The 23,179-nt window shown below is 74.7% G+C and carries 19 protein-coding genes; 8 read left to right on the top strand and 11 right to left on the bottom strand.

Annotation, left to right across the window (positions count from 1 at the left end):
• Positions 1-92 precede the first annotated feature (92 nt).
• Positions 93-311 (bottom strand): zinc ribbon domain-containing protein, encoded by a 219-nt coding sequence (locus ACFY23_RS15370; protein WP_350682736.1) that lies wholly within the window; start codon positions 309-311, stop codon positions 93-95.
• 56 nt (positions 312-367) lie between these two features.
• On the opposite strand from ACFY23_RS15370, the gene ACFY23_RS15365 reads away from it, so the two are divergent.
• The 3 genes from ACFY23_RS15365 (at position 368) to ACFY23_RS15355 (ending at position 6,236) form a co-directional block, all read left to right on the top strand.
• On the top strand, positions 368-1,771 hold the full coding sequence (locus ACFY23_RS15365; RefSeq protein ID WP_387036472.1) for a lytic murein transglycosylase: 1,404 nt from the start codon (positions 368-370) through the stop codon (positions 1,769-1,771).
• Between the two features lie 72 nt (positions 1,772-1,843).
• Positions 1,844-2,860, top strand: coding sequence for a GNAT family N-acetyltransferase (locus ACFY23_RS15360; RefSeq protein WP_350682750.1), 1,017 nt, complete (start codon positions 1,844-1,846; stop codon positions 2,858-2,860).
• A gap of 97 nt (positions 2,861-2,957) precedes the next feature.
• Positions 2,958-6,236: a lamin tail domain-containing protein gene (locus tag ACFY23_RS15355; protein ID WP_350682740.1), complete on the top strand. Its 3,279-nt coding sequence runs from the start codon at positions 2,958-2,960 to the stop codon at positions 6,234-6,236.
• A gap of 69 nt (positions 6,237-6,305) precedes the next feature.
• Here ACFY23_RS15355 and ACFY23_RS15350 read toward each other — a convergent pair whose 3' ends face one another.
• The 6 genes from ACFY23_RS15350 to ACFY23_RS15325 all read right to left on the bottom strand — a co-directional run bounded on the left by ACFY23_RS15350 (position 6,306) and on the right by ACFY23_RS15325 (position 13,217).
• Positions 6,306-6,875, bottom strand: coding sequence for a helix-turn-helix domain-containing protein (locus ACFY23_RS15350; RefSeq protein ID WP_350682742.1), 570 nt, complete (start codon positions 6,873-6,875; stop codon positions 6,306-6,308).
• Between the two features lie 632 nt (positions 6,876-7,507).
• On the bottom strand, positions 7,508-8,491 hold the full coding sequence (gene hemB, locus ACFY23_RS15345; protein WP_350682744.1) for a porphobilinogen synthase: 984 nt from the start codon (positions 8,489-8,491) through the stop codon (positions 7,508-7,510).
• 22 nt (positions 8,492-8,513) lie between these two features.
• Positions 8,514-10,094, bottom strand: coding sequence for a uroporphyrinogen-III synthase (locus ACFY23_RS15340; RefSeq protein ID WP_350682746.1), 1,581 nt, complete (start codon positions 10,092-10,094; stop codon positions 8,514-8,516).
• Positions 10,091-11,059: a hydroxymethylbilane synthase gene (gene hemC, locus ACFY23_RS15335; protein WP_350682748.1), complete on the bottom strand. Its 969-nt coding sequence runs from the start codon at positions 11,057-11,059 to the stop codon at positions 10,091-10,093. Before hemC ends, ACFY23_RS15340 begins: the two co-directional genes overlap by 4 nt.
• Positions 11,056-12,450 carry a glutamyl-tRNA reductase gene (locus ACFY23_RS15330; protein ID WP_350818972.1) on the bottom strand — a complete coding sequence of 465 codons (1,395 nt, stop codon included), beginning with the start codon at positions 12,448-12,450 and terminating at the stop codon, positions 11,056-11,058. The genes hemC and ACFY23_RS15330 overlap by 4 nt, the downstream gene beginning before the upstream one ends.
• A complete protein-coding gene (locus ACFY23_RS15325) occupies positions 12,447-13,217 on the bottom strand; it encodes a redox-sensing transcriptional repressor Rex (RefSeq protein ID WP_350685134.1) in 771 nt (256 codons plus the stop codon). The genes ACFY23_RS15330 and ACFY23_RS15325 overlap by 4 nt, the downstream gene beginning before the upstream one ends.
• Before the next feature lie 478 nt (positions 13,218-13,695).
• Here ACFY23_RS15325 and ACFY23_RS15320 point away from each other — a divergent pair, with 478 nt between their 5' ends.
• A complete protein-coding gene (locus ACFY23_RS15320; RefSeq protein ID WP_350685135.1) occupies positions 13,696-14,994 on the top strand; it encodes a sensor domain-containing protein in 1,299 nt (432 codons plus the stop codon).
• A gap of 25 nt (positions 14,995-15,019) precedes the next feature.
• Positions 15,020-15,673: a response regulator transcription factor gene (locus ACFY23_RS15315; protein WP_350685136.1), complete on the top strand. Its 654-nt coding sequence runs from the start codon at positions 15,020-15,022 to the stop codon at positions 15,671-15,673.
• Positions 15,674-15,704: 31 nt separating this feature from the next.
• Here ACFY23_RS15315 and ACFY23_RS15310 read toward each other — a convergent pair whose 3' ends face one another.
• The 3 genes from ACFY23_RS15310 to ACFY23_RS15300 are packed head-to-tail and all read right to left on the bottom strand — an operon-like array spanning position 15,705 to position 18,313.
• The gene (locus tag ACFY23_RS15310; protein ID WP_350685137.1) at positions 15,705-16,355 is read right to left on the bottom strand and encodes an HAD hydrolase-like protein; all 651 of its coding nucleotides are present in this window, start codon (positions 16,353-16,355) and stop codon (positions 15,705-15,707) included.
• A gap of 22 nt (positions 16,356-16,377) precedes the next feature.
• Positions 16,378-16,629 carry a glutaredoxin family protein gene (locus ACFY23_RS15305; protein WP_350685138.1) on the bottom strand — a complete coding sequence of 84 codons (252 nt, stop codon included), beginning with the start codon at positions 16,627-16,629 and terminating at the stop codon, positions 16,378-16,380.
• Positions 16,622-18,313 carry an AMP-binding protein gene (locus ACFY23_RS15300; RefSeq protein WP_350685139.1) on the bottom strand — a complete coding sequence of 564 codons (1,692 nt, stop codon included), beginning with the start codon at positions 18,311-18,313 and terminating at the stop codon, positions 16,622-16,624. The genes ACFY23_RS15305 and ACFY23_RS15300 overlap by 8 nt, the downstream gene beginning before the upstream one ends.
• Positions 18,314-18,911: 598 nt before the next feature.
• Between ACFY23_RS15300 and ACFY23_RS15295 the strand changes: the two genes are divergently transcribed.
• The 3 genes from ACFY23_RS15295 to ACFY23_RS15285 all read left to right on the top strand — a co-directional run bounded on the left by ACFY23_RS15295 (position 18,912) and on the right by ACFY23_RS15285 (position 22,064).
• Positions 18,912-19,871 (top strand): ECF subfamily RNA polymerase sigma factor, BldN family, encoded by a 960-nt coding sequence (locus tag ACFY23_RS15295; protein WP_350685140.1) that lies wholly within the window; start codon positions 18,912-18,914, stop codon positions 19,869-19,871.
• Between the two features lie 323 nt (positions 19,872-20,194).
• Positions 20,195-21,070: a DUF5667 domain-containing protein gene (locus tag ACFY23_RS15290; RefSeq protein WP_350685141.1), complete on the top strand. Its 876-nt coding sequence runs from the start codon at positions 20,195-20,197 to the stop codon at positions 21,068-21,070.
• A 118-nt stretch (positions 21,071-21,188) separates the two neighbouring features.
• The gene (locus tag ACFY23_RS15285) at positions 21,189-22,064 is read left to right on the top strand and encodes an HAD-IB family hydrolase (protein ID WP_350685142.1); all 876 of its coding nucleotides are present in this window, start codon (positions 21,189-21,191) and stop codon (positions 22,062-22,064) included.
• 18 nt (positions 22,065-22,082) lie between these two features.
• On the opposite strand, the gene ACFY23_RS15280 is transcribed toward ACFY23_RS15285, so the two are convergent.
• On the bottom strand, positions 22,083-23,153 hold the full coding sequence (locus ACFY23_RS15280; RefSeq protein ID WP_387036469.1) for a lysophospholipid acyltransferase family protein: 1,071 nt from the start codon (positions 23,151-23,153) through the stop codon (positions 22,083-22,085).
• Positions 23,154-23,179 lie beyond the last annotated feature (26 nt).

The raw sequence follows: 23,179 nt of genomic DNA, 5'->3' as shown, positions 1-23,179 counted from the left end.
CGGGCTCGGACTCAAGGGGCCCGGCGGCCTCGGCGTGGCCGAACGGGGCCGACCGGCGGGCGGAGGCCGACGAGCCAGCAGCCGCCGCCCACTCAGCAGCCGCAGCCACCACCGCAGCAGCCACCACCGGCCGGAGCGGCCGCGCCGCCGACCGCCCCGCCACCCCGACCGGCGACCGAGACGGTGGAGAGGAGCTTGACGGTGTCCGTGTGTCCCCACGGGCAGGGCGCCGGCTCGCCGGCCTGCGACATCGGACGGTTGACCTCGAAGGTGTCGCCGCAGGCGCGGCAACGGAACTCGTACCGGGGCATGACTCCAGGGTACGGCCGGTCCTGACGCCCGAGGAGACATGGGTGATACTCAACTTGTGGTGGACGGCGAGGACAGATCGACCCTTCGGCCCCTGCGACCGGCCGTGCCGCCCGACGGATCAGGCGTCGCGGCGGAGTCGTCGACGCGGCTGCCCCGTCCCCGCCTGAGGTCGGAGACCCCGGTCGACGCCGGCACCCAGCCCGCCGACGCGAAGCCCGTCGGGACGCCCGCCGCCGAGGCCAAGCCCGGCGGCCCGTCCAACGGGGACACGAAGTCCGCCGCCGACACCGACCCGGGCGGCCCGCCCACCGGGGACGCGAAGCCCGTCGGGACGCCCACCGCCGGCACCGAGCCCGGCGCTCCACCCACCGGGGACACGAAGCCCGGCGACGCGCCCGCCGCAGGCGGGAAGCCCGGCGACGCGCCCGCCGCGGGCGGGAAGCCCGAGGACCCGGGGAGCGGCGCCGGCGTGCCGGCGCCGGCGGACAAGAGCGACCTCGCGGCGACGAAGGTGGACGTGCTCACCAACGGGCCGGCCGCGCGAGCCCGGCGGCGCCGGGTGCCGTTCGCGCACGCCGTACGCCTGCCGACACCGCGCCAGGCGGCGACGGCCGCGGTCCGGGCGACCCGGGACTGGTCGCGGCGCCCCAGCGGGCGGCTCACCCTGCCCGGGGTGTTCCTGCTCGCCCTGGTCGCGGCGACCGCCGCGGCGGGCGCGCTGCTGGTGCCCGCGACGGTCCGCGCGCCCCGCCCGGTCGCCGCCTCCGCCGCGCCGACGACGACCCCGCAGGAGCCGCTGCCCGGCGGGCTGCCGCTGCCGACCCAGACGGTGCCGCCGCCCGGCACGGCACCGACCGACCCGGCCCTCGGCGGGGTGACCAATGGCCGGCCGTCGGACGCGCTCGCCGGCTGGGCCGCGCAGGTCGGGCCGAAGGTCGGCATCGCGCCGGTGGCCATGCAGGCGTACGGCTACGCCGAGTTGGTGCTCGCCCAGACCAACCGCAGCTGCGGCCTGAGCTGGACCACGCTGGCGGCCATCGGCTTCGTCGAGTCCGGGCACGGCCAGGCCAACAACGCCCGGCTCGGCCAGGACGGCAAGGCGCTGCCCGAGATCATCGGCCTGCCGCTCGACGGGCAGGGCGACCGGATGCGCATCCCCGACACCGACGGCGGCCGGATGGACAAGGACACCACCTTCGACCGGGCGGTCGGGCCGATGCAGTTCATCCCGACCACCTGGCAGGAGATCGGGGCGGACGGCGACAACGACGGCGTCAAGGACCCGCACGACCTGGACGACGCCGCCCTCGCCGCCGGCAACTACCTCTGCAAGGGCGGCCGCAACCTCACCATCCCGGCCGACTGGTGGAACGCGATCCTCTCGTACAACGACGTCCGCAAGTACGCGCAGGACGTCTTCGACACCGCCAACCGGTACGGACAGGCCAGCCGCACGTGAAGTGATCGTTCGCATACATTGGCGAACTGGACACTTCCCCCGGGCAGCCGTTAGCGGCAAGCTATACAGGTGATGGTGCGCGAGTGGGACCCCAGGACCGCGTCGTCCGCCGAGATCGCGTCGCTGCTGGACACGCTCAACGCGGTCCTGGCGGCCGACCTGCCGCAGGATCCGCCGTGGCGGGAGAGTTCCCTGCGGGAATACCTCTCCGAGGTGATGCCCGGCGAGCGGCGGATCTCCTGGGTCGCCCAGGCGGAGCCGGCCGCCGGCGGGGCGCCGGGGCCGATCCTCGGCCAGGTGAACGTGCTCCTGCTCGGCGACATCGGCGTGCTGGAGGTGCTGGTGCACCCCTCCCGGCGGCGCAGCGGGCTCGGCCGTGACCTGGTCCTGGTGGCCGCCCGCCGGGTCTACCAGGAGGGCTTCCAGTCGATCGGGGTCGAGGTGGTCGGCGACACGCCGGCCGTCGCCTTCTACGAGTCGCTCGGCTTCTCGAAGGAATACGTCGAGACCCGCAGCGTGCTCGACCTGTCCGGGGTGGACTGGGCCGAGCTGTCCGAGATGGCCGGCGGGGTCGGCGCGGGCTACCACCTGGAGTTCTGCCCCGGCGGGCCGCCGGACGACCTGATCGACGCGTACGCCCGGGCCAAGGCGGAGGTGCGCGACGTCGACGACGGCGAGCTGCGCCCCAGCTCGTACGACCCGCAGCGGCTGCGGGACAGCCTGGACTGCCTGCACCGGCGCGGCATGAAGCCCTACATCGTGCTGGCCCTCCACGAGCAGACCGGGGAGGTGGCCGGCCTGACCGAGGTGGTGGTGCCCGCCCAGCACCCCACCCGCGCCGACCAGTACGACACCATCGTCGTGCAGGACCACCGGGGCTACGGCATCGACCGGGCGATCAAGGCGCGGATGCTGCTGGAGCTGCGCTCGGCGGAGCCGAGGCTGACCGAGGTGCAGACCTGGAACGCCCAGGCCAACGAGGCCATGCTCAAGGTCAACGCCGAGTTGGGCTACCGCCCGGACCGCGAGTGGTGTGAATACAGCGTCGACGTGGCCGAGCTGGTGCACCGCCTCGACACCGGACGCTGACCGGAGAGTTCACGAAACCGACCGGTGGGGGATGGACGGCGGTCAGCGGAGCCCCTTAACGTGCGTTAGTTCCCCGTCCACCCATCGTGGAGGCCCCATGCGCCCGCGCCGCACTCTTGCCGCGCTCGCGACCGCCACCGCCGCCGTGACCGTCGCGGCCGTCGGCGTCGCACCCACCGCGGCCAGCGCCGCGCCCACCGACCTGTTCATCTCGGAGTACGTCGAAGGCTCGTCGAACAACAAGGCGATCGAGCTGTTCAACGGCACCGGCGCCGCCGTCGACCTGGCCGCCGGCGGCTACCAGCTCCAGTTGCACTTCAACGGCTCCACCACCCCGACGAACGTGTCGCTGACCGGGACCGTCGCGGCCGGCGACGTCTTCGTCTTCGCCTCCGCCTCGGCCGCACCGGCGATCCTGGACCGGGCCGACCAGACCACGACCGCCGGCCTGTTCAACGGCGACGACGCGATCGTGCTGCGCCGGGGCGACACCGTGCTCGACTCGATCGGCCAGGTCGGCGTCGACCCGGGCACCGAGTGGGGTGCCGGCGTCACCAGCACCGAGAACAACACCCTGCGCCGCCTGCCCGCCGTGACGTCCGGCGACACCGACCCCGCGGACGCGTTCGACCCGGCCGCGCAGTGGGCCGGCTTCGCGGTCGACACGTTCGACGGGCTGGGCGCGCACAGCGTCGACGGGGGCGGCCCGGTCGACGCTCCCGCCACGCTGACCTGCGGCGGCGCCCTGGTCACGCCGGCCGGCACGGCGGCGACCCGGGAGGTCACCGCCACCGACCCCGACGACCGGATCGTCGACCTGGCGGTCACCTCGGTCAGCCCGACCCCGGCCACCGGCTCCGTCAGCCGCACCGCCGTCACCCCCGCCGACGCGGTCGGCGGCGCCGCCCGCGCCACCGTCGCCACCAGCGCCGACCTGGCCGCCGGGGCGTACACCGTGGTGCTGACCGCGACCGACGCGGACGGCGGCACCGCCACCTGCACCCTCGCCGTGCAGGTCACCCGCGAGCTGACCGTCGGTGAGGTGCAGGGCCCGACCACCGACGGCGAGTCCGGCCCGGCCGACCGGTCCCCGCTCGCGCCGGCGTCGGGCAACGGCACCAGCAGCACGCTGTACGACGTGCGCGGCGTGATCACCCAGCTGACCCTGGCGCGCGACTCGTCGGGCCGGGACCAGCGCGGCTTCTTCCTGCAGAGCCGCTCCGGCGCCACCGACGGCGACCCGACCAGCTCGGACGGCATCTTCGTCTTCATGGGCTCGTTCACCTCGCTGATCGGCGGCTACGTGCCGACGGTCGGTGACGAGGTGGTGCTCCGGGCCCGGGTCTCCGAGTACTTCAACATGACCCAGCTCTCCAGCGCGTCGCTGGTGCGCAAGCTCGCCTCCGGCGTCGACGTGAACGCCGAGGTCGAGGTGGCCGACGCGGTGCCGCCGGTCGAGCTGACCGACGCGCAGCGGTTCTGGGAGCGGCACGAGGGCGCCCGGCTGCGGGTGCGGGCCGGCAGCGGCGCCGTGAGCGGGCGGAACGTCTTCGCCTCCACCGCCGACGGCGAGATCTTCGTGATCGACCGGGACGACCCGCTGCTGGACCGCGCCGACCCGTACGCCCGCCGGGTGTTCCGGGACGCGCACCCGCTGGACAACGACCCGAGCCGCCGCTTCGACGACGGCAACGGGCAGCGCATCATGCTCGGCAGCATGGGCGTCAAGGGCACGACGGGCGACAGCGGCGCGCTGCTCCCGCCCGCCCGCACCTTCGACACGCTGACCGCCGACGCGGTCGGCGGCCTCTACTACTCGTTCGAGAAGTACGGCGTGCAGGTCGAGCGGGCCGAGTTCACCGGCGGGACCGACCCGTCGACGAACAACCCGCCGCAGCCGGCCAAGCGGTCGGAGGAGGTCGCGATCGCGACCTACAACGTCGAGAACCTGTACGACTACCGCGACGACCCGTTCGACGGCTGCGACTTCGCCGGCAACGCCGGCTGCACCGGGGTGCGTCCGCCGTTCGACTACGTCCCGGGCAGCGAGCAGGAGTACCGCGACCAGCTCGCCGCGCTGGCCGACCAGATCACCACCGACCTGCACTCGCCCGACCTGATCCTCGTGCAGGAGGCGGAGGACCAGGACATCTGCACGGTCTCCGGTGGTGAGCTGGTGTGCGGCACCACCAACGACGCCGACGGCGCGCCGGATTCCCTCCAGGACCTGGCGCTCACCATCGCGGCGGGCGGCGGCCCGGCCTACGCGGCCGCGTACGACCGCAGCGGCGCGGACGCGCGGGGCATCACCGCCGCGTTCCTGTACCGCACCGACCGGGTGTCGCTGGCCGAGGCGACCGCCGGCGACCCGCTGCTGGGCTCGGCGCCGACGGTGCAGTACCGCGGCGCGGGGCTGCCGGGCAACGCGGACGTACAGAACCCGAAGGCGCTCAACGCGGTGCTCCCCGCCGACGTGGACACGTCCACGGGCAAGGACGGCGACAACGTCTTCACCCGCGCTCCGCAGCTCGGCAAGTTCACCGTGGCCGCCGCGCCCGGGTCGACCGAGCGGTACACCCTGTGGGCCGCGAGCAACCACTACTCGTCCGGGCCGGACAGCCGGGTCGGGCAGCGTCGCGAGCAGGCCGCGTACGGGGCCGCGATCGTCACGGCGATCGAGGCGTCGGACCCGAACGCGCGGGTGGTGTACGGCGGGGACCTGAACGTCTTCCCCCGCCCCGACGACCCGATCGCCACGGCGGCGGAGCCGACCCCGTCGGACCAGCTCGCCCCGCTGTACGAGGCCGGGATGCTCAACCTGTGGGAGGACCTGCTCGCCGACGCGCCGTCGTCCGCCTACTCGTACAGCTTCGAGGGGCAGGCGCAGACGCTGGACCACCTGTTCGTCAATGGCGCGCTGCACCGGGACCTGATCGAGATGCGGGCGGCGCACATCAACGCCGACTGGCCGGCCGAGCACGCCGGCGACGGCACGCGCGGCTCCAGCGACCACGACCCGCAGGTCGCGCGGTTCCGTTCGCGGGCCTCGCTCAGCGTCGGGGACGTGTCGGTGGCCGAGGGCGACCGGGGCACCCGACCGCTGACCTTCACGGTCACCGTCTCGCGGCCGCTGTCCCAGCCGGTGCTGCTCTGCGCCGCCACGTACGGCACGACGGCCCAGACCGGCGCCGACTACGACCCGTACGTCGGTTGCAAGGTCCTGGCCGCCGGGGAGACCTCGCTGGCCTTCCCGGTGACCGTGCGCGGTGACCGCAAGCCGGAGGCCGACGAGCAGCTGAGGCTGCTGGTGACGGGGGTGCCGGGGCTGCGCCTCGCCGACCCGGTCGCGGTGGGCACCATCGCCGACGACGACTGACGTCGCCCAGACAGCCCGTACCGACGGCCCGCCCGCCAGGATTCACCTGGCCGGCGGGCCGTCGGCCATTCACGGGAGCGGTGGGTTCGCCGGGTACCGACGGTCGTGCCCGCACATGCACGGCGGTGGGGGCACGTTGCGGTACTTGGCCACCCGAACCTCCCACTGGCTGCGCCGCCGCATGGCGTCCCGGACGGCGCGATTGCGGTGGAACGTCTCCGGCGGGCGGGCGAGCCCGTAGAGGTCCGCCCACCATTCCCCCGGCTCCGGGTCGAGGATGGTGTCCAGGTGCGACGGATAGCGGCGCTCCGCGCCGTCACGGGTGTCGTCGCGGTCCCGCATCGGTTTCAGCACCCGCCCGAACTCGTCGACCACCGCCAGCCGGAACCCGGCGACCCCGATGATGCGGCGCAGGAGAAGGATGCTCGGCACCAGCCGACCCGCCTCGATCCGGCCCACGGTGGCGTGGTGCACCCCCGCCCACCGAGCCAACTCCCGTTGGCTCAGGTCCGCCCGACGCCGGACCGCACGGACGATACCGGCGGCGGGCCACGGAATGTCGAACGGCTCGGTCAGCAGCACGGGCGGCTCGTCGGCGTCCGGCCGACCGTCGGTCTCTGGTTCGGGAAGGTCGGTCATCCCGTCACGGTCCCGGCCAGCCGCGCATGCCCGCAATCCCGCCTGCTCGACCTGTGGACAACGCACCTTCCTGTGGACAACCGCCGGCCACTCCAGCCACGGTCGCCCCCGCGATGACCTGCCTGCGACCGCCACAGCCAGTGACGGAGCCGGGCAGGACGGTCGAGATAACCGTCAGTGATGACGTCGCCGTCGCCGGGCGGACCTCCGAAACAACCAATCAGGGCGATAACCGATGTGACCAGCGCATATCCGAGCGAACATAGGGCCGGGCCCCTCTCCCTCCGCGCGCCCTTTGCTCTGCACCCACATGCGCACCAGGCACGATCGGTCACCGGTGCGCATGCGGGTGCAGAGCAAAGCGTCCGCAGGGGTGGTCCGCCGCTTCCGAGCGTCGAACACAATGCGTGACGGAGCGCAGGGCGCTGACTGGCACCTGCACCCGTCACGGGCGCCGGAAAACAGCGCCGGGAAGACGGCGTTCACGGAGCGACGGCGGGGACACGGTGCCCGGAGAGCCAACGCCGGGGACGGTGCCCGGAGAGCCGACGCCGGTAGGACGGTGCCCGGAGAGCCGACGCCGGTAGGACGGTCGCCCCGGAGAGGCTCCCGGGGTACGGCGACGGGATCGGTCAGTAGCGCTGGCGGAGGAGCTGGGCGGCCTCGACCGCCCAGTAGGTGAGGATGATCTGCGCGCCCGCCCGACGGATCGAGGTGAGCGTCTCCAGCATCACCCGCTCCCGGTCGATCCAGCCGTTCGCGGCGGCCGCCTCGACCATCGCGTACTCGCCGGAGACCTGGTAGGCCGCGACCGGGACGTCGACCGCCGCGCGGACCGCCGACACCACGTCGAGGTACGGCAGCGCCGGCTTCACCATCACCATGTCGGCACCCTCGGCGACGTCCAGCTCGACCTCGCGCAGCGACTCCCGCAGGTTCGCCGGGTCCTGCTGGTAGGTGCGCCGGTCGCCCTCCAGGGCCGACTCCACCGCGTCACGGAACGGGCCGTAGAAGGCCGAGGCGTACTTGACGGCGTACGCCAGCACGGCCACGTCCTGGTGGCCGGCGGCGTCGAGCGCCCGGCGCACCACGCCGACCTGGCCGTCCATCATCCCGGACGGCCCGACCACCCCGACCCCGGCGGCGGCCTGGGCCACCGCCATCTCGGCGTACGCCGCCAGCGTGGCGTCGTTGTCCACGCCGCCGTCGGGGGTGAGCAGGCCGCAGTGCCCGTGGGAGGTGAACTCGTCCAGGCAGAGGTCGCTCATCACCACCGTGGCGTCGCCCACCTCGGCGACGACGTCGCGGATCGCGACGTTGAGGATGCCGCCCGGGTCGATCCCGCCGGACCCGGTGGCGTCCCGCTGCGCCGGCACCCCGAAGAGCATGATGCCGCCCACGCCCGCCTGGACGGCCTCCACCGCGGCCTTGCGGAGCGAGTCCCGGGAGTGCTGGAGCACCCCCGGGAGCGACGCGATCGCCCGCGGCTCCGTCAGCCCCTCCTTGACGAACATCGGCACGACCAGCTCGGCCGGGTCGACGCGGGTCTCGGACACCAGCCGCCGGAGCGCCGCGGTGCGGCGCAGCCGGCGGGGTCGGATCTCGGGGTACGGCATCACGGGCCTCCTGCTACGACGACTACCGGAACCTCAGGGCGGTCGGCCCCTGGACCTTCGAGCCGCGGCGCTGCTTCGCCGGCATGGCGGCGAGCTTCTCGCGCAGCTCGACGGCGTAGGCGGCGAGCGCCTCCACCAGGTCGGGGACCGAGGCGTGCGGCGGCTGGACGTCGACCCGCAGGCCGAACTCCGTCGCCGTCTCCGCCGTCTTGGGCCCGATCACCGCAACAACGGTACGGGCGTGCGGCTTCCCCGCGATGCCGACCAGGTTCCGCACCGTGGAGGACGAGGTGAAGAGCACCGCGTCGAAGCCACCGGACTTGATCGCGTCCCGGATCTCGGCGGGCGGCGGGGCGGCCCGGACCGTCCGGTACGCGGTCACGTCGTCGACCTCCCAGCCGCGCTCGGTGAGCCCGGCGGCGAGGGTCTCGGTGGCGATGTCGGCGCGCGGCAGCAGCACCCGGCCGACGGGGTCGAGGATCTCGTCGTGCGGCGAGAACTCGGCCAGCAGCCCCTCGGAGGACTGCTCCCCCGACGGGATCAACTCGGGCTGGATGCCGAACGCGCGGACGGCGTCGGCGGTCGCCTCGCCGATGCAGGCGATCTTGACGCCGCCGAAGTGCCGGGCGTCCAGGCCGTGCTCGGCGAACTTCTCCCAGACCGCGCGGACCGCGTTGACCGAGGTGAAGATCACCCAGGCGTACCGGCCGTCGACGAGGCCCTTGACCGCCCGCTCCATCTGGGCCGGGGTCCGCGGCGGCTCGACCGCGATCGTCGGCACCTCGCAGGGGATGGCCCCGTACGCGCGCAGCCGCGCGCTCATCACGCCGGCCTGCTCCTTGGTGCGGGGCACGAGGACCTTCCAGCCGTACAGCGGCCGGTTCTCCCACCAGCTCAGCTTGTCCCGCTGGCCGACGCCCTCGCCGACGGTGAGCACGACCCGGCCGGTGAAGCCGAGCGCCGCCGCCACGAAGGAGTCCACGGTCGACGTGGTGGTGTACTGCGTCTCGCCGGTGCCGTCCCCGGTCACCCCGACGCCGGTGCCGCCGTCCACCCCGGCGGCGAGCAGCCCGTCCCGGATCGCGGCGAGGTCGCCGGCGTCCACGGCCAGGGCCAGCGAGCCCCGGCCGACGGCCGCGGCGAGCGCGTCGAAGTCCAGCGTGCTGACGTCCTCGACGTCGGCCGCCGTGCGCACGCCGGGCAGCGGCACACCGGCGTAGGTCGCCACGCCCTCCGCCTGGCCGACGCCCGGGACCACCTCGAAGTGCGCGGCGGTACGCGCCACCGCCTGCACCTCCCGGACCACCGACTCGTGGCCGAACGGGTCGCCGGCGACCAGGTGCACCGCGTTCAGCCCGGACCGGGCCGCCGAGATCAGCACCTTCGCCACGTCGCCCGGCGCGCCCTCGGCCGGGGTGAACTGGGCGTCGGACTTGGCCTGGGCACGGACGGCGTCGAGCAGCGACTCGGGGACTCCCCGGTCGTACACCACCTGGTCGGCGTCGACCAGGGCGTCGTGCGCCCGGCGGGTCAGCAGGCCCGGGTCGCCGGGACCGGCCCCGACGAACGCGATGCGGCCTACGGGCTTACGGGTGCGGGTCATTCTGTGCTCCCAAATTGCTGGGTCCCCGGGCCGGCGTGTCCTTCTTGGCCGAGGATCGAGTCGGCGCCGAGGTCGAGGAGTTCGGCGGCGAGTGCCTTGCCGATCTCCGCCGCGTCGGCGGGCGTTCCGGTGCGGGACAGCCGGAGGTCTCGTGAGCCGTCCGGGCTGATCACCGCCCCGCGCAGGTAGATCTCCTCGCCGGCGTCGCCCTCGGCGAGTTCAGCGTAGGCGGCGACCGGAGCGGAGCATCCGGCCTCCAGGGTGGCCAACAGCGCCCGCTCCGCGGCGACCGCGGCGCGGGACGGTGCGTGGTCGAGCACGGCGAGCAGCTCGACCATGTCCGGGTCGTCGATCCGGCACTCCACCGCCAGCGCGCCCTGGGCGGGCGCGGGCAGCATCAGCATCGGGTCGAGCGTCTCGGTGATCACCTCGGTCCGCCCCAGCCGGGCCAGCCCGGCCCGGGCCAGGACGACGGCGTCCAGGTCGGCCTCCGGGCCGAGCACCCGGGCGAGGCGGGTGTCGACGTTGCCCCGGACCGGGGCGACCTCCAGCTGCATCCCGAGGGCGTGCAGCTGGGCGATGCGGCGCAGCGCGCCGGTGCCGACCGTCGCGCCGGGCGGCAGCTCGGTGAGCGTCCGGCCGTCGCGGGCGACCAGCGCGTCCCGCGGGTCCTGCCGGACCGGCACCGCCGCGATGTGCAGCCCGGCCGCCGCCGCGCTGGGCAGGTCCTTGTAGGAGTGCACCGCGAAGTCGATGGTGCCGGCGGTCAGCGCGTCGCGCAGGGCGGAGACGAAGACGCCGACGCCGAGCCGGTGCACCGGGGCGGAGGAACGATCTCCGGCGGTGACCACCTCGACCAGCTCGACCGGGCGACCGGTGGCGGCGGTCAGGGCCTCGGCGACGTGGCCGGACTGGGCCATCGCCAGTTTGCTGCCCCGGGTACCGAGGCGCAGGGGCGTGCTCATCGCTCACCTCCGGTGGGCGGGACGTCGGCCGGGCCGGCCGACGGCGGGACGTCGGCGAGGCCGAACAGCGGGACGACGTCGCTCTCCACGACGTCGGGGACGGTGTCGACCGGCGAGGTCTGCGGCACCTGGAGGTCGAACAGCTCGCGCAGCAGGGCCGCGTACTGGTCGCCGCCGGGCTCCGCGGCGAGCTGGCGGACCCGCACGGTGGGCTGGTGCAGCAACCGCTGGACCACCCGGTGCACCGTCCGGGCCACCTCGGCGCGCTGGTCCTCGGTGAGGTCCGGGCGACGCTGGGCGAGCCGGCGCAGCTCGGCGGTGACCACGTCGTCGGCGCGGCCACGCAGGGCGGCCACGGTCGGCGCCACGTCGGCCCCGCGCAGCCAGGTGAGGAAGGCGTCGACCTCCCCGGCCACGATCCGCTCGACGGCGGCGGCGTCGGCGGCGGCGGGACCGTCGGCGAGCAGCGCCGCCATCCGGTCGATGTCGATCACCTCGACGCCGGGCAGCTCGGCGACGCCGGGCGCCACGTCGCGCGGTACGGCCAGGTCGAGCAGGACCAGCGGCCCCCGCCCGGGGTCACGCCCGGCGAGCGCCCGGGTGACCACCTCGCGGGTGAGGACCGCTTCCGTGGCCGCGGTGGCGGCCACTACGATGTCCACTGTGGAGAGCGCGGTGGTGAGTTCCGTCATCGGCGTCGCGCTGGCCCCGTACGCCTCGGCCAGCCGGACGGCCCGGTCGGTGCCCCGGTTGGTCACGGTGAGCGGCCCGGCACCCAGCCGGGACAGCGTGGCCACGCCCAGCGAGCCCATGGCGCCCGCCCCGACCACCAGCGCCGGGCGGCCGGCCAGGTCGCTGCCGAGGTGCTCGGCGGCCAGTTCCAGCGCGGCGGTCACCACGCTCTGACCGGCCCGGTCGATGCCGGTCTCCGCGTGGGCCCGCTTGCCGACCCGCAGCGCCTGCTGCATCAGCTCGTGCAGCAGCCGCCCGGCGGTGTCGGCCCCGGTCGCCGAGTGGTACGCGTCGCGCAGCTGGCCGAGGATCTGCGCCTCGCCCACGACCATCGAGTCCAGCCCGGCGGCGACCCGGAAGACGTGGTCCACCGCGGCGGCGTCGAAGTGCACGTAGAGGTGGTTGGCGAGCCCGGCCGGCTGGCACCCGGCCTGCTCGGCCAGCACGGCGCAGATGTCGCCGAGACCGCCGTGGAACCCGGACACGGCGGCGTAGACCTCCACCCGGTTGCAGGTGGAGACGAGCACGGCCTCGGTCACGTACGGCTGGGCGACCAGGCGGTCCAGGGTGCGGGTGAGATCGGCGGGGGCGACCGCGAGCTGCTCCAGCGTGGCGACGGGAGCGGTGCGGTAGGACGCACCGACGACGAGCAGTTTCACGTGCCGATCGCCTCCTGCGAGTCGGTGACCGCGAGCCCGCCGGGCAGGGCGGTGAGGGCGGACCCGCCGGTGGCGGGGAGCGCGGTCAGCGATGCCTTGCGGTGCTCGTGGAAGGACAGGATCTGCAGCTCGATGGCCAGGTCGACCTTGCGCACGTCGACCCCCTCCGGAACCGAGAGTACGCACGGTGCGAAGTTCAGGATGCTCGTCACACCGACGGCCACGAGCTGGTCGGCGACCGCCTGGGCGGCCGGGGCCGGGGTGGCGATCACGCCGATGGCGATGGACTCCTCGACGGCGACCCGGGGCAACTCGTCGATGTGCTGGACGACCAGCCCGCTGATCTCCTCGCCGACGCGTTCCGGGTCGGCGTCGAAGAGCGCGGCGATCCGGAAGCCGCGGCTGGCGAAGCCGTCGTAGCCGGCCAGGGCGTGACCGAGATTACCCACGCCGACCAGGGCGACCGCCCGGCGCTGGGTGAGCCCGAGCACGAACTCGATCTGGTCGACCAGCAGCGCCACGTCGTAGCCGACGCCCCGGGTGCCGTACGAGCCGAGGTGCGAGAGGTCCTTGCGGAGCTTCGCGGAGTTCACGCCCGCGGCGCTGGCCAACCCCTCGCTGGACACGGTCTCGTGACCACTTTCGGCCAGGTTGTGCAGGGCACGGAGGTATTCGGGGAGCCGCGCGACGGTCGCCTCGGGCAGGTCCGGGAGCGCCGGTACGGCACCGGCGCGACCGGGCGCGCCAGGGTGACGGTGCTGACTCATGAGACTCCGTGCGGTGCGATCCTCGGCCAGCTCCAGCGGCCGGCCGTTTCGGGACTCCCGCTGGCGACCGAGATTGCCGGCTGTGCTAGCAGGGCGCGTCGGAATTACAGAGTAGGCGCTTGTGAAGGCGTGCACAAATCGCGATCTTGACAGCTCGCGACGCGGCTTCACCTGGCCCTCCATTCCGCAAGATCGATCCGGCGGCCTCCGCCGGCGCCGCTCGGCGATTATTGCTCAATTACGACTTCTCTGACCAATCGCGCGAGCGCGGCTCGCCGCCGATTGCGTCACGCCCGGGACCGGCGCGGCCCGCCGCCGCCCCGGCGGCCGCCGACGATCGGGCCCGGCCGGCCCTCGCGGTCGGGCGGGCGCGGCCCGTCGCCGGGTCTCCGGGCGCGTCGCGGTAGGGACAGCCCTACGCCGGAGAGGCCGGCCGGCGGGATGGGTGGAGCACCCCCGCGCTGCCTAGCCTCGTGGCATGACCGCCGTACCCGTCGCCGCCGACCCGCCCGCGCCGGCGCCGACCATCTCCCGTCAGCTCCTCCTGGACTCCGGCTACGTGCTGCTCGGCCTCCCCCTGGCCCTGGCCAGCTTCGCGGTGCTGCTGGCCGGCCTCGCGGCCGGTCTCGGGCTGGTGGTGACGGTGATCGGCCTGCCCGTCCTCAGCGGCACCCTGTACGCCGCCCGGGGACTGGCCGACATCGAGCGGCTCCGCCTCCCCGCGGTGCTGCACCAGCCCCGGGTCCGCCCGCGGTACCTGCTCCCCGAGCCCGGGGCCAGCGCCTGGCGGCGGATCTTCGTGCCCATCAGGGACGCGCAGTCCTGGCTCGACCTGGCGCACGGCATCCTCAAGCTGATCGTGGCCGTCGTCACCTTCGTGGTCACGCTGGTCTGGTGGGCCGGCGCCCTGATCGGCAGCTTCTACTGGGCGTACGACTGGGCGCTGCCGCAGGACCCGGAGAACGTCACCCTCCCCGAGCTCCTCGGCCTGGGCGAGACGACCGCGGCCCGGATCGGGCTGCACACCGCGATCGGGCTGTTCTTCCTGATCACCCTGCCGATCGTGGCCCGCGGCTGCGCGCTGCTCCAGGCCAGCTTCGGCCGGGCCATGCTCACCGGCGTGGCGGAGATGCGCGACCGCATCACCGTGCTGGAGGAGCAGAAGCGGGCCGCCGTGTCCGCCGAGGCGAGCGCGCTGCGCCGGCTGGAGCGGGACATCCACGACGGCCCGCAGCAGCGCCTCGTCCGGCTCGCCATGGACCTCAGCCGGGCCCGCCAGCAGCTCGCCTCCGACCCCGACGCCGCGGCGCGGACCCTGGACGAGGCGGTCACCCAGACCCGGGAGACGCTCGCCGAGCTGCGCGCCCTGTCCCGGGGCATCGCGCCGCCGATCCTGGTCGACCGGGGCCTGCCCAGCGCCCTCGCGGCGCTGGCCGGGCGCGGCCTGATCCCGATCGAGCTGCGGGTGGACCCGGAGCTGGGCAGCCCCGCCGGCCGGCTCGACCCGGCGGTGGAGAGCACGGCGTACTTCGTCGTGGCCGAGGCGCTGACCAACGTCGCCAAGCACAGCCGGGCGACCGAGTGCCACGTCAGCGTGGCCCGGCGCGCCGGACGGCTGGAGGTGGGCGTCGGCGACGACGGCCAGGGCGGCGCCCACCTGGCCAAGGGGCACGGGCTGGTCGGCATCGCCGACCGGGTGCGCGCCGCGGGCGGGCGGCTGGAGGTGGTCAGCCCCGTGGGCGGGCCCACCGAGATCCGCGCGGAACTCCCGCTGTGAGCCGGACGTGGTAGACAACTCAACCATGCGGATCGTGATCGCGGATGACGCCGTGCTGCTCCGGGAAGGGCTGGTCCGGCTCGTCACCGAGCGGGGGCACGAGGTGGTGGCCGCCGTCGCCGACGGCGAGGCGCTGGTGGCGGCGGTCGTCGCGCACCGGCCGGACGTGTCGATCGTCGACGTCCGGATGCCGCCCTCGCACACCGACGAGGGGCTGCGCGCGGCCGTGGAGGCCCGGCGCCTGGTGCCCCGCACCCCGATCCTGGTCCTCTCCCAGTACGTCGAGGTGTCGTACGCCGACGACCTGCTCGCCACGACCGGCGGCGGCGGGGGCGGGATCGGCTACCTGCTCAAGGACCGGGTGGCCGCGATCGACGAGTTCCTCGACGCCCTGGACCGGGTGGCCGACGGCGGCACGGTGCTCGACCCCGAGGTGGTCGGCCAGCTCTTCGCCCGGCGCCGCCGCGACGACCCGCTGCGCGAGCTCACCCCGCGCGAACGCGAGGTGCTCGCCCTGATGGCCGAGGGCCGCTCGAACACCGCGATCGCGCGCACCCTGGTGGTCACCGACGGCGCCGTCGAGAAGCACGTCCGGAACATCTTCACCAAGCTCCAGCTCCCGCCCGACACCGAGCAGCACCGCCGGGTCCTGGCCGTCCTCGCCTACCTGCGCAACTGATCCGGCCCGCGTCGGATCCCGGGCCGGTCGGTCAGGACAGGGCGGCCGCCAGGGTCACGGCCTCGGTGAGGGTGTCGGCGACCGGGTGGCCGGAGGCGCGCAGCCGGGCCGGGTCGGTGAACCCGCCGGTGTAGAGCACGGCGCGGCCGCCCACCGACAGGGCGGCGTCGGCGTCGTCGACCGAGTCCCCGATCAGCACCACGTCCCGGCCGTCCACGCCCAGCTCGGCCAGGTGGTTGCGGAGGGACTCGGCCTTGCGGTCGCCGCCGACGGTGGCCCGCAGCCCGTCGACCCGGACGAAGTGCCCGCTGAGGCCGTACGTCCGCACGGTCGGCACCAGCTCCTCGTGGAACCACATCGACAGCAGGGACTGGCTGCCCTGCCACGCCGCCATCGCGACCGTGGCGTCGTGCGCCAGCTCACAGGTGGTAAGCCCGGTCCGGTACGCGTCGTGGAAGATCCGGTCCAGCCGGCCGAACTCGTCGTCGCCGATCGCCTGGCCGAGCACGTCGGCGTAGTACTCGGCGATCGGCCGGCGGAACCTGACCCGGTGCTCGTGGGCGGTCACCGCGGGCCCGCCGACGCTGGCGAAGGCGACGTTGGTGGAGGCGACCACCAGGTCGAGGTCGTTGAGCAGGGTGCCGTTCCAGTCCCAGACCAGGTGGCGGTGCGCAGGGGTCATCGCAGCACCATAACCGGCGACGCTACAGCTGCGGCGTGGTGAGGTCCCGCAGCAGCCGCTCCTCCTCCACCCGCCAGTAGCCGTGCTCCTTGCCGTCGAGCAGCACCACCGGCAGGCGGTCGCCGTACTCGCGTTCCAGCTCGATGTCGTCGGTGACGTCCTTCTCGGTCCACCGGTCCCCGGTGACCGCCACCACCCGGTCCAGCGCCGTCTTCGCGTCCTCGCAGAGGTGGCAGCCGGGCCGGGTGATCAGGGTGAGTCGCGGCTCACGCATCGGTCTCCTCCGTGGTGCTGGTGCCGGCCGGGGCCGGCGGGCGGGTCTCCGGCGACGCCGCCGGGGACGGCACCGGGGCCGCCGGGGACGACGCCGGCCGGAGCAGGGTCTTGCGTACCTTGCCGATCACCGAGTGCGGCAGCTCGTCGACGAACTCGACGGCCGTCGGGCACTTGAACCTGGCCAGGTTGCGGGCGCAGTGGGCGAGCAGCTCCTCGCCGCTGACCGGGCGCCCCGGCGCCGGCACCACGTACGCCCGGACAGTCTCGCCGGTCCGCGGGTGCGGCACACCCAGTACCGCCGACTCGGCCACGCCGGGGTGGGCGGAGAGCACCAGTTCGACCTCGCGCGGGTACACGTTGAACCCGTTGACCAGGATCAGCTCGCCGATCCGGTCGACCAGGAAGAGGTCGCCGTCGGAGTCGGCGTACCCGACGTCACCGGTGGCCCACCAGCCGTCGGCGTCCGGCCCGCCCCGGCCGTCCGGCCAGTACCCGGAGAAGAGGTTCGCCCCGCGCACCACGATCTGGCCCGGGTCGGTGCCCGGCGCGGCGTCGGAGAGGTCCAGCTCGTCGGCGTCGTCGTCCGGCTCGGCCACGCCGTCGCGCCACAGGTCGGCCCCGTCCGTCCCGACGAGGCGCAGCTCGACGCCGGGCAGCGGGCGGCCGACCGAGCCGGCCTTCGGCTCGCCCCCGACGAGGGTGGAGGTGAGCACCGGGGCGGTCTCGGTCAGGCCGTACCCGACGTGCACCGGTCGGCCGGCGACCTCGGCGAAGCGCGCCGCGACGGCCGGCTCCAGCGGCGCCGCGCCGCAGACCACGAGCCGCGCCGACGCCATCGCCGCGGCGACCGCGCCCGCGTCCGCCGTGGACCAGGCGGCCACCATCGACGGTACGCCGACCAGCACGCTGACCCGGCGGCGGGCGATCTCCGCCAGCCCGGCGTCGGGGCCGAGGTCGTCGACCAGCACCCCGGTCGCGCCATGGTGGACGACCGCGCCCAGCCCCGAGTTCAGCCCGTACGCGTGGAACAGCGGCAGCGCGAGCAGCACGGTGTCGCCCGGGCCGACGACCGGCGGGTCGATGCGGTCCACCTGCTCGTGGTTGGCCGCCAGCGCCCGGTGCGTGAGCATCGCGCCCTTCGGCCGCCCCTCGGTGCCCGAGGTGTAGAGCAGCACCGCCAGGTCGTCGCCGCCCCGGTCGGGGAACAGGCCCCCGCCGTCCGCCACCGGCGGGGCGGCGTGCACGGCGGCGAGCGCGGGCAGCTCCCCGGCGACGTCGGCGACGAGGTCGCGTACCCGGTCGGTGCCGATCAGGACCGAGGCGCCGGAATCGGCCAGCACGTGCCGCAGCTCGGGGGCGGTGAGGCCCGGGTTGACCGGCACCGCCACCAGCCCGGCGCGCAGCGCGCCGAGGTAGCCGACCACGAAGTCCGGCGAGTTGCCCAGCGCGATGGCGACCCGGGGCGGGTGCCGGTCGACGGCGGCGGACGGCACCGCCCCGGCGGGCGGACTCCCGGTCAGGTCCGCCAGCGCCCGGGCGGCAGCGGTCACCGAGGCGTCCAGTTCGGACCAGGTCAGGGTCCGCTCGCGCCAGTGCAGCGCGGGTCGGTCGCCGTGGGCGGCGGCCGCCCGGCGGACCCGGTCGGCGAGGTTCGACGCGATGCGGTCGGATGCGTCCTGCACGGTGGCTGAGTCTGGCACAGCACCGGGTCTCGGGCCATGCCCGCGACGGCACGGGCCGCACCCGAGGGCAAGTCGGGCGCGCCGAGCCGCGGCGAGTCCCGTCGACAGGACACTCCGGGGCGCGCGAACGGGACGGATCAAGTCCCGTGTACGGGACACGCCGACACGCTCCCCACGCGGGACGGTCCTGAGTCGACCCCCGCGCCGCCGGGCCGTCGCGGGCCCGCCCGCGTGCCCACTGAGCTGGAAGTCCCTTCGGGATCACGCGGCAATCCGAAAGTCAACCGCACACGACGGACAACCGGTCCGCCAGCTGTGCGACGCGGCGGGAAATACTTCCGCCCTGTGTAACGGACTTGCCACGCGCGGGTGACGTTGGCCCTATCATCACTCGGGTCGGCTCACCCCATTTGCCGTGAGTCGACACCCCTCAGCCCGAGGAGGCCCCCGTGCCTGTGAGCGCATTGGACCAGCACCTCAAGGGGATCTGCCGCCCGTCGGCACGCCCCGAGCCAGCCCTGCCCGACCGCCCGGGTGGCGGCGCGGCGGCGACGCGCCGACCGGCGCGGCCCGTGACCGGCGGGACGGAGGCGGCGCGGTGACCACCTTCGGTTACGCGGAACGGCCGCTCGGCCTGACCAACCCGGCGACCCGCGCCCCGCTCAACGAGCGGCCCGCCGTCCGGGGTCCGCTGGACGACACGGGCAGCCTCGCGATCCGCGGCGAGGGCACGTCGAGCCGGATCCGCCACCGGCCGCACCACAACGAGCCGCCGCCGCGTCCCGCGACACCGGGGGGCAACGCCAAGCCGGCCGGCGGCCGCGTGGTCGTGCCGGCCCGGCCCACCATGCCGGCGCAGGGCCGCCGCACGGCGGAACCGTCGACGGCGTCCGAGGAGTCGGCCGCGGAGACGGCCGTGATCCCGGCGGTGCCGGCGACCGCCGCCGCCCCCGCCGCCTCGACGGGCTTCCCCAGTCGACCGGACCCGTCCGACCCGGCGACCGAGGTCTGGGCCCTGGTCGAGCGCGCCCAGGCCGGCGAGTCCGAGGCGTTCGGGCTGATCTACGACCGGTACGTCGACACGGTTTTCCGGTTCGTCTACTTCCGGGTCGGCAACCGCCAGCTCGCCGAGGACCTCACCTCCGACACCTTCCTGCGCGCCCTCAAACGGATCGGCAGCTTCACCTGGCAGGGCCGGGACCTCGGCGCGTGGCTGGTCACCATCGCCCGCAACCTGGTGGCCGACCACTTCAAGTCCGGCCGCTACCGGCTGGAGGTGACCACCGGCGACGTGCTGGACGCCGACCGCGAGGACCGGGGCCCGGAGGGCAGCCCGGAGGCGGCGGTCGTCGAGCACATCACCAACGTGGCCCTGCTCGGCGCCGTCAAGCAGCTCAACCCGGAGCAGCAGGAGTGCATCGTGCTCCGCTTCCTGCAGGGGTTCTCCGTGGCCGAGACGGCCCGCGCGATGGGCAAGAACGAGGGCGCGATCAAGGCGTTGCAGTACCGCGCGGTACGGGCGCTGGCTCGGCTGCTGCCGGACGGCTTCCAACCGTAGTCCCGTCGACGTCACCCGTACGCGAAGGCGGCCGTCCAGCCCGGAAAGTCCAACCGGCGCCGGTCCCCGTTCGTCCCACCTCGCTGCCCGTTCCGCGCCGTGACCACAATCACTTTCCGTGATTTCGCCCCCGGCGGCCCCGTAACCCATGCCCGGTGCGGACCGTTTCTCCGGGTGCGACCGGTGGTAGCCCCGGCATCCCCCGGGTCCCGAGGTCCGGCAGCGTGGCCGCCCACGACGTTCGTCCGTGGTGTCACGCCGTCACCGGTCGCTGGCGACGACAGCGGCCGACCGGCCGTGACCAGCGAGAGGAGGTGCCTGCGGTGGACAGCGACCTCTTCTCCCGTCGGCGCGCGGAGCGCTTCGCGCAGCTTCTCGACGAGGCCAACGGCGGCCGGCGACACCACGTCCGTTCCCGCGCCGACGACCAGCTCGCCGCGCTCGTCGCCGTCGGGCAGCGGCTCAGCGCCGCCCCGCCGGACGTCGAGGTGGACCCGGAGTTCCGCACCGGGCTGCGCGCCATGCTGCTGGCCACGGCCGAACGCGAGGGCATCGGCGCCCCGGCGACCGCCGCCGCGCCGGAGCCAGCCGCCGCCGACACCGGCCGCAGCCGCCTGCTGCCCTCCGTCACCGCCCGCCGGGCCCGCGCCCGCGGCGCCATCCTGGTCGGCATCGCGGCCGGCGCGGTCGCCCTCTCCGGCATCTCCGCCGCCAGCGAGAACGCGGTCCCCGGTGACGCGCTGTACGGCATGAAGCGTTCGACGGAACGGGCCCAGCTCGCGCTGACCAGCTCCGACATCAGCCGCGGCCAACTCTTCCTGGACTTCGCCCGCACCCGGCTGGCCGAGGCGGCCGCGCTGCGCGGGGACCGGAACGGCTACAGCGCCGTGCTGGACGACATGGACGCGGACACCCGCCAGGGCGTACGCCTGCTGACCACCGCCGCGGTGCAGCGCTCCGACCCGGCGGCGCTGGACGCGGTCAACTCCTTCCTCACCGGGCAGCGGCGGGCGGTCGGGGGCCTCCTCGACGCCGGCACCCGGGCCGATCGGGACCGGACCCGCCGCTCGCTGGCCCTGCTGGACGCGGTCCGCAAGCGCTCCGACGCGCTCCGCGCGGCGATCTCCTGCGGCCTGCCCGCCCCCGTCGGCAGCGACTCCCTGGGCCCGGCCCCCGCCACCTGCCCCGGCGGCCGCTGACCCGACCGGCGCGCCGTCCGCCACAGTTCACCCGCCGGGCAACCGTCGGCAGCCGTCGCCCGGCTACCCTCGACCAGTGGCAGGCGCACGCCGCGCCCGGTCAGCAGAGGGAGGTCGCGTGGCCCGCAGCCGCAAGGTGACGGTCAGCACCGACATCCACGGTCACACCGCCGGCTGGGCGGAGACCGACCTGGCACCCCTGGCTCCGCCGGAGCCGGATCCGACCGCGGCGGCCTTCTTCGACGTCGACAACACGATGATGCGGGGCGCGTCGATCTACTGGTTCGCCCGGGGCCTCGCCGCGCGCAAGTACTTCACCACGACCGACCTGGCCCGGTTCGCCTGGCAGCAGCTACGTTTCCGGCTGCTCGCCACCGAGCACCCCGGGGACATGTCACAGGCCAAGGAGGCCGCCCTCGCGTTCGTCGAGGGCTGGCGGGTGGACGACGTGGAGCGCCTCGCCGAGGAGATCTTCGACGAGCTGATGGCCCCCCGGATCTGGGGCGGCACCCGTCAGCTGGCCCAGCGGCACCTGGACGCCGGCGAACGGGTCTGGCTGGTCAGCGCCGCCCCCGTGGAGATCGGCCGGGTGATCGCCGCCCGGCTGGGCCTGACCGGCGCGATCGGCACGGTCGCCGAGGTGGTCGACGGGGCGTACACGGGCCGGCTGGTCGGCGACCTGATGCACGGCCCGGCCAAGGCCGAGGCGGTCACCCAGCTCGCGGCGGTGGAGGGGCTGGACCTGGCCCGCTGCACCGCCTACAGCGACTCCTGCAACGACCTGCCGATGCTCTCCACCGTGGGTCGGGGGGTGGCGGTGAACCCCGACGCCGCCCTGCTCAGGGAGGCCCGGCAGCGCGGCTGGCAGGTACGCGACTTCCGCACCGGGCGGCGCGCCGCGAAGATCGTGGTGCCGTCCACCGCCGCCGCCGGGCTGCTGGCCGGGGCGGTCACCGCCGGCGTGGCGCTGCACCGACGCCGCCGCGACGGCTGACGGCGCCGGCCGCCCGCGTCACGGGCCGAACGGGTCCGGCCGGCGTTCGAGCAGCTTGTGCAGGGTCTGCTGGATGGTCTCCCGCACCTGGTCGGCCAGGTTGAACACCACGAGCGGGTCGTCGGCGGAGTCCGTCAGGTGGGCGGTGGGGATCGGCGGGCAGAACTCGATCAGCCACTTGCTCGGCAGCGGCACCATGCCCAGCGGCCCCAGCCACGGGAAGGTCGGGGTGACCGGGAAGTAGGGCAGCTTGAGCAGCCGCGCCAGGGGCTTGATGTCGGCGAGCATCGGATAGATCTCCTCGCCGCCGACGATGGCGACCGGCACGATCGGGGTGCCGGTGCGCAGCGCCGCCGAGACGAACCCGCCCCGGCCGAAGCGTTGCAGCTTGTAGCGCTCGGAGTAGAGCTTGCCGATGCCCTTGAAGCCTTCGGGGAAGACGCCGACCAGCTCGCCGCTGCCGAGCAGCCGCTCCGCGTCCGGGTTGCAGGCGACCGTCCCGCCCGTCTTGCGGGCGATCTCGGAGACGACCGGCATCCGGAAGACCAGGTCCGCGCCGAGCAGTCGCAGGTAGCGGTGGGCGGGGTGCTGGTCGTGCAGGGCGGCCGAGAGGATCAGCGCGTCCAGCGCCACGGTGCCGGAGTGGTTGCCGACGACCAGGCCGGCCCCGTCGACGGGCACGTGCTCCAGGCCGGTGACCTCGGTGCGGAACCAGTCCCGGTAGAGCACCCGCAGCAGTGGGTGGAAGACCGCCTCGGTGATCTCCGGGTCGAAGCCGAACTCGTCGACCTCGTAGTCGCCGGAGAGCCGGCGACGCAGGAACGCCAGGCCCCTGGCGACCCGGCGGTCCCAGTGGTCGCCCGGCCGGTCCGGCACCGCCGGCCCGGCCGTGGCCGGCACGTCCCCGGCTCCGCCGGGCCGGTCGGCCTCCGTGGCGCCCGGCGCGGCAGGCCCGCCGGACTCGTCACCGCTGCCGGCCGCGACCGCGACCGGCTCGTCGGTGGCGGCGGTGTCCGGTTCGTCGGTGGCGGCTGCCCGGCGCCGCCCGTTCGCCCGCGCCGGCTCCGCGCCGGGATCGACGACGGTCAACGGTACGTCGTAGCGGCTCTCGCGCC

Origin of the sequence: Micromonospora sp. NPDC000121 (assembly GCF_042899165.1) — a bacterium.
Classification (GTDB): Bacteria; Actinomycetota; Actinomycetes; order Mycobacteriales; family Micromonosporaceae; genus Micromonospora.
Note: the sequence above shows the minus strand (reverse complement) of the source record. Positions and strands in the feature narration are given on the sequence as shown.

Bases quoted from the DNA above. Each gene is read 5' to 3' on its own strand.
- ACFY23_RS15320 (WP_350685135.1), top strand. From the start codon at position 13,696: ATGACCGCCGTACCCGTCGCCGCCGACCCGCCCGCGCCGGCGCCGACC.
- ACFY23_RS15310 (WP_350685137.1), bottom strand. From the start codon at position 16,355: ATGACCCCTGCGCACCGCCACCTGGTCTGGGACTGGAACGGCACCCTG.
- ACFY23_RS15315 (WP_350685136.1), top strand. From the start codon at position 15,020: ATGCGGATCGTGATCGCGGATGACGCCGTGCTGCTCCGGGAAGGGCTG.
- ACFY23_RS15325 (WP_350685134.1), bottom strand. From the start codon at position 13,217: ATGAGTCAGCACCGTCACCCTGGCGCGCCCGGTCGCGCCGGTGCCGTA.
- hemC (WP_350682748.1), bottom strand. From the start codon at position 11,059: ATGAGCACGCCCCTGCGCCTCGGTACCCGGGGCAGCAAACTGGCGATG.
- hemB (WP_350682744.1), bottom strand. From the start codon at position 8,491: ATGCCGTACCCCGAGATCCGACCCCGCCGGCTGCGCCGCACCGCGGCG.
- ACFY23_RS15350 (WP_350682742.1), bottom strand. From the start codon at position 6,875: ATGACCGACCTTCCCGAACCAGAGACCGACGGTCGGCCGGACGCCGAC.
- ACFY23_RS15360 (WP_350682750.1), top strand. From the start codon at position 1,844: ATGGTGCGCGAGTGGGACCCCAGGACCGCGTCGTCCGCCGAGATCGCG.
- ACFY23_RS15370 (WP_350682736.1), bottom strand. From the start codon at position 311: ATGCCCCGGTACGAGTTCCGTTGCCGCGCCTGCGGCGACACCTTCGAG.
- ACFY23_RS15340 (WP_350682746.1), bottom strand. From the start codon at position 10,094: ATGACCCGCACCCGTAAGCCCGTAGGCCGCATCGCGTTCGTCGGGGCC.
- ACFY23_RS15355 (WP_350682740.1), top strand. From the start codon at position 2,958: ATGCGCCCGCGCCGCACTCTTGCCGCGCTCGCGACCGCCACCGCCGCC.
- ACFY23_RS15305 (WP_350685138.1), bottom strand. From the start codon at position 16,629: ATGCGTGAGCCGCGACTCACCCTGATCACCCGGCCCGGCTGCCACCTC.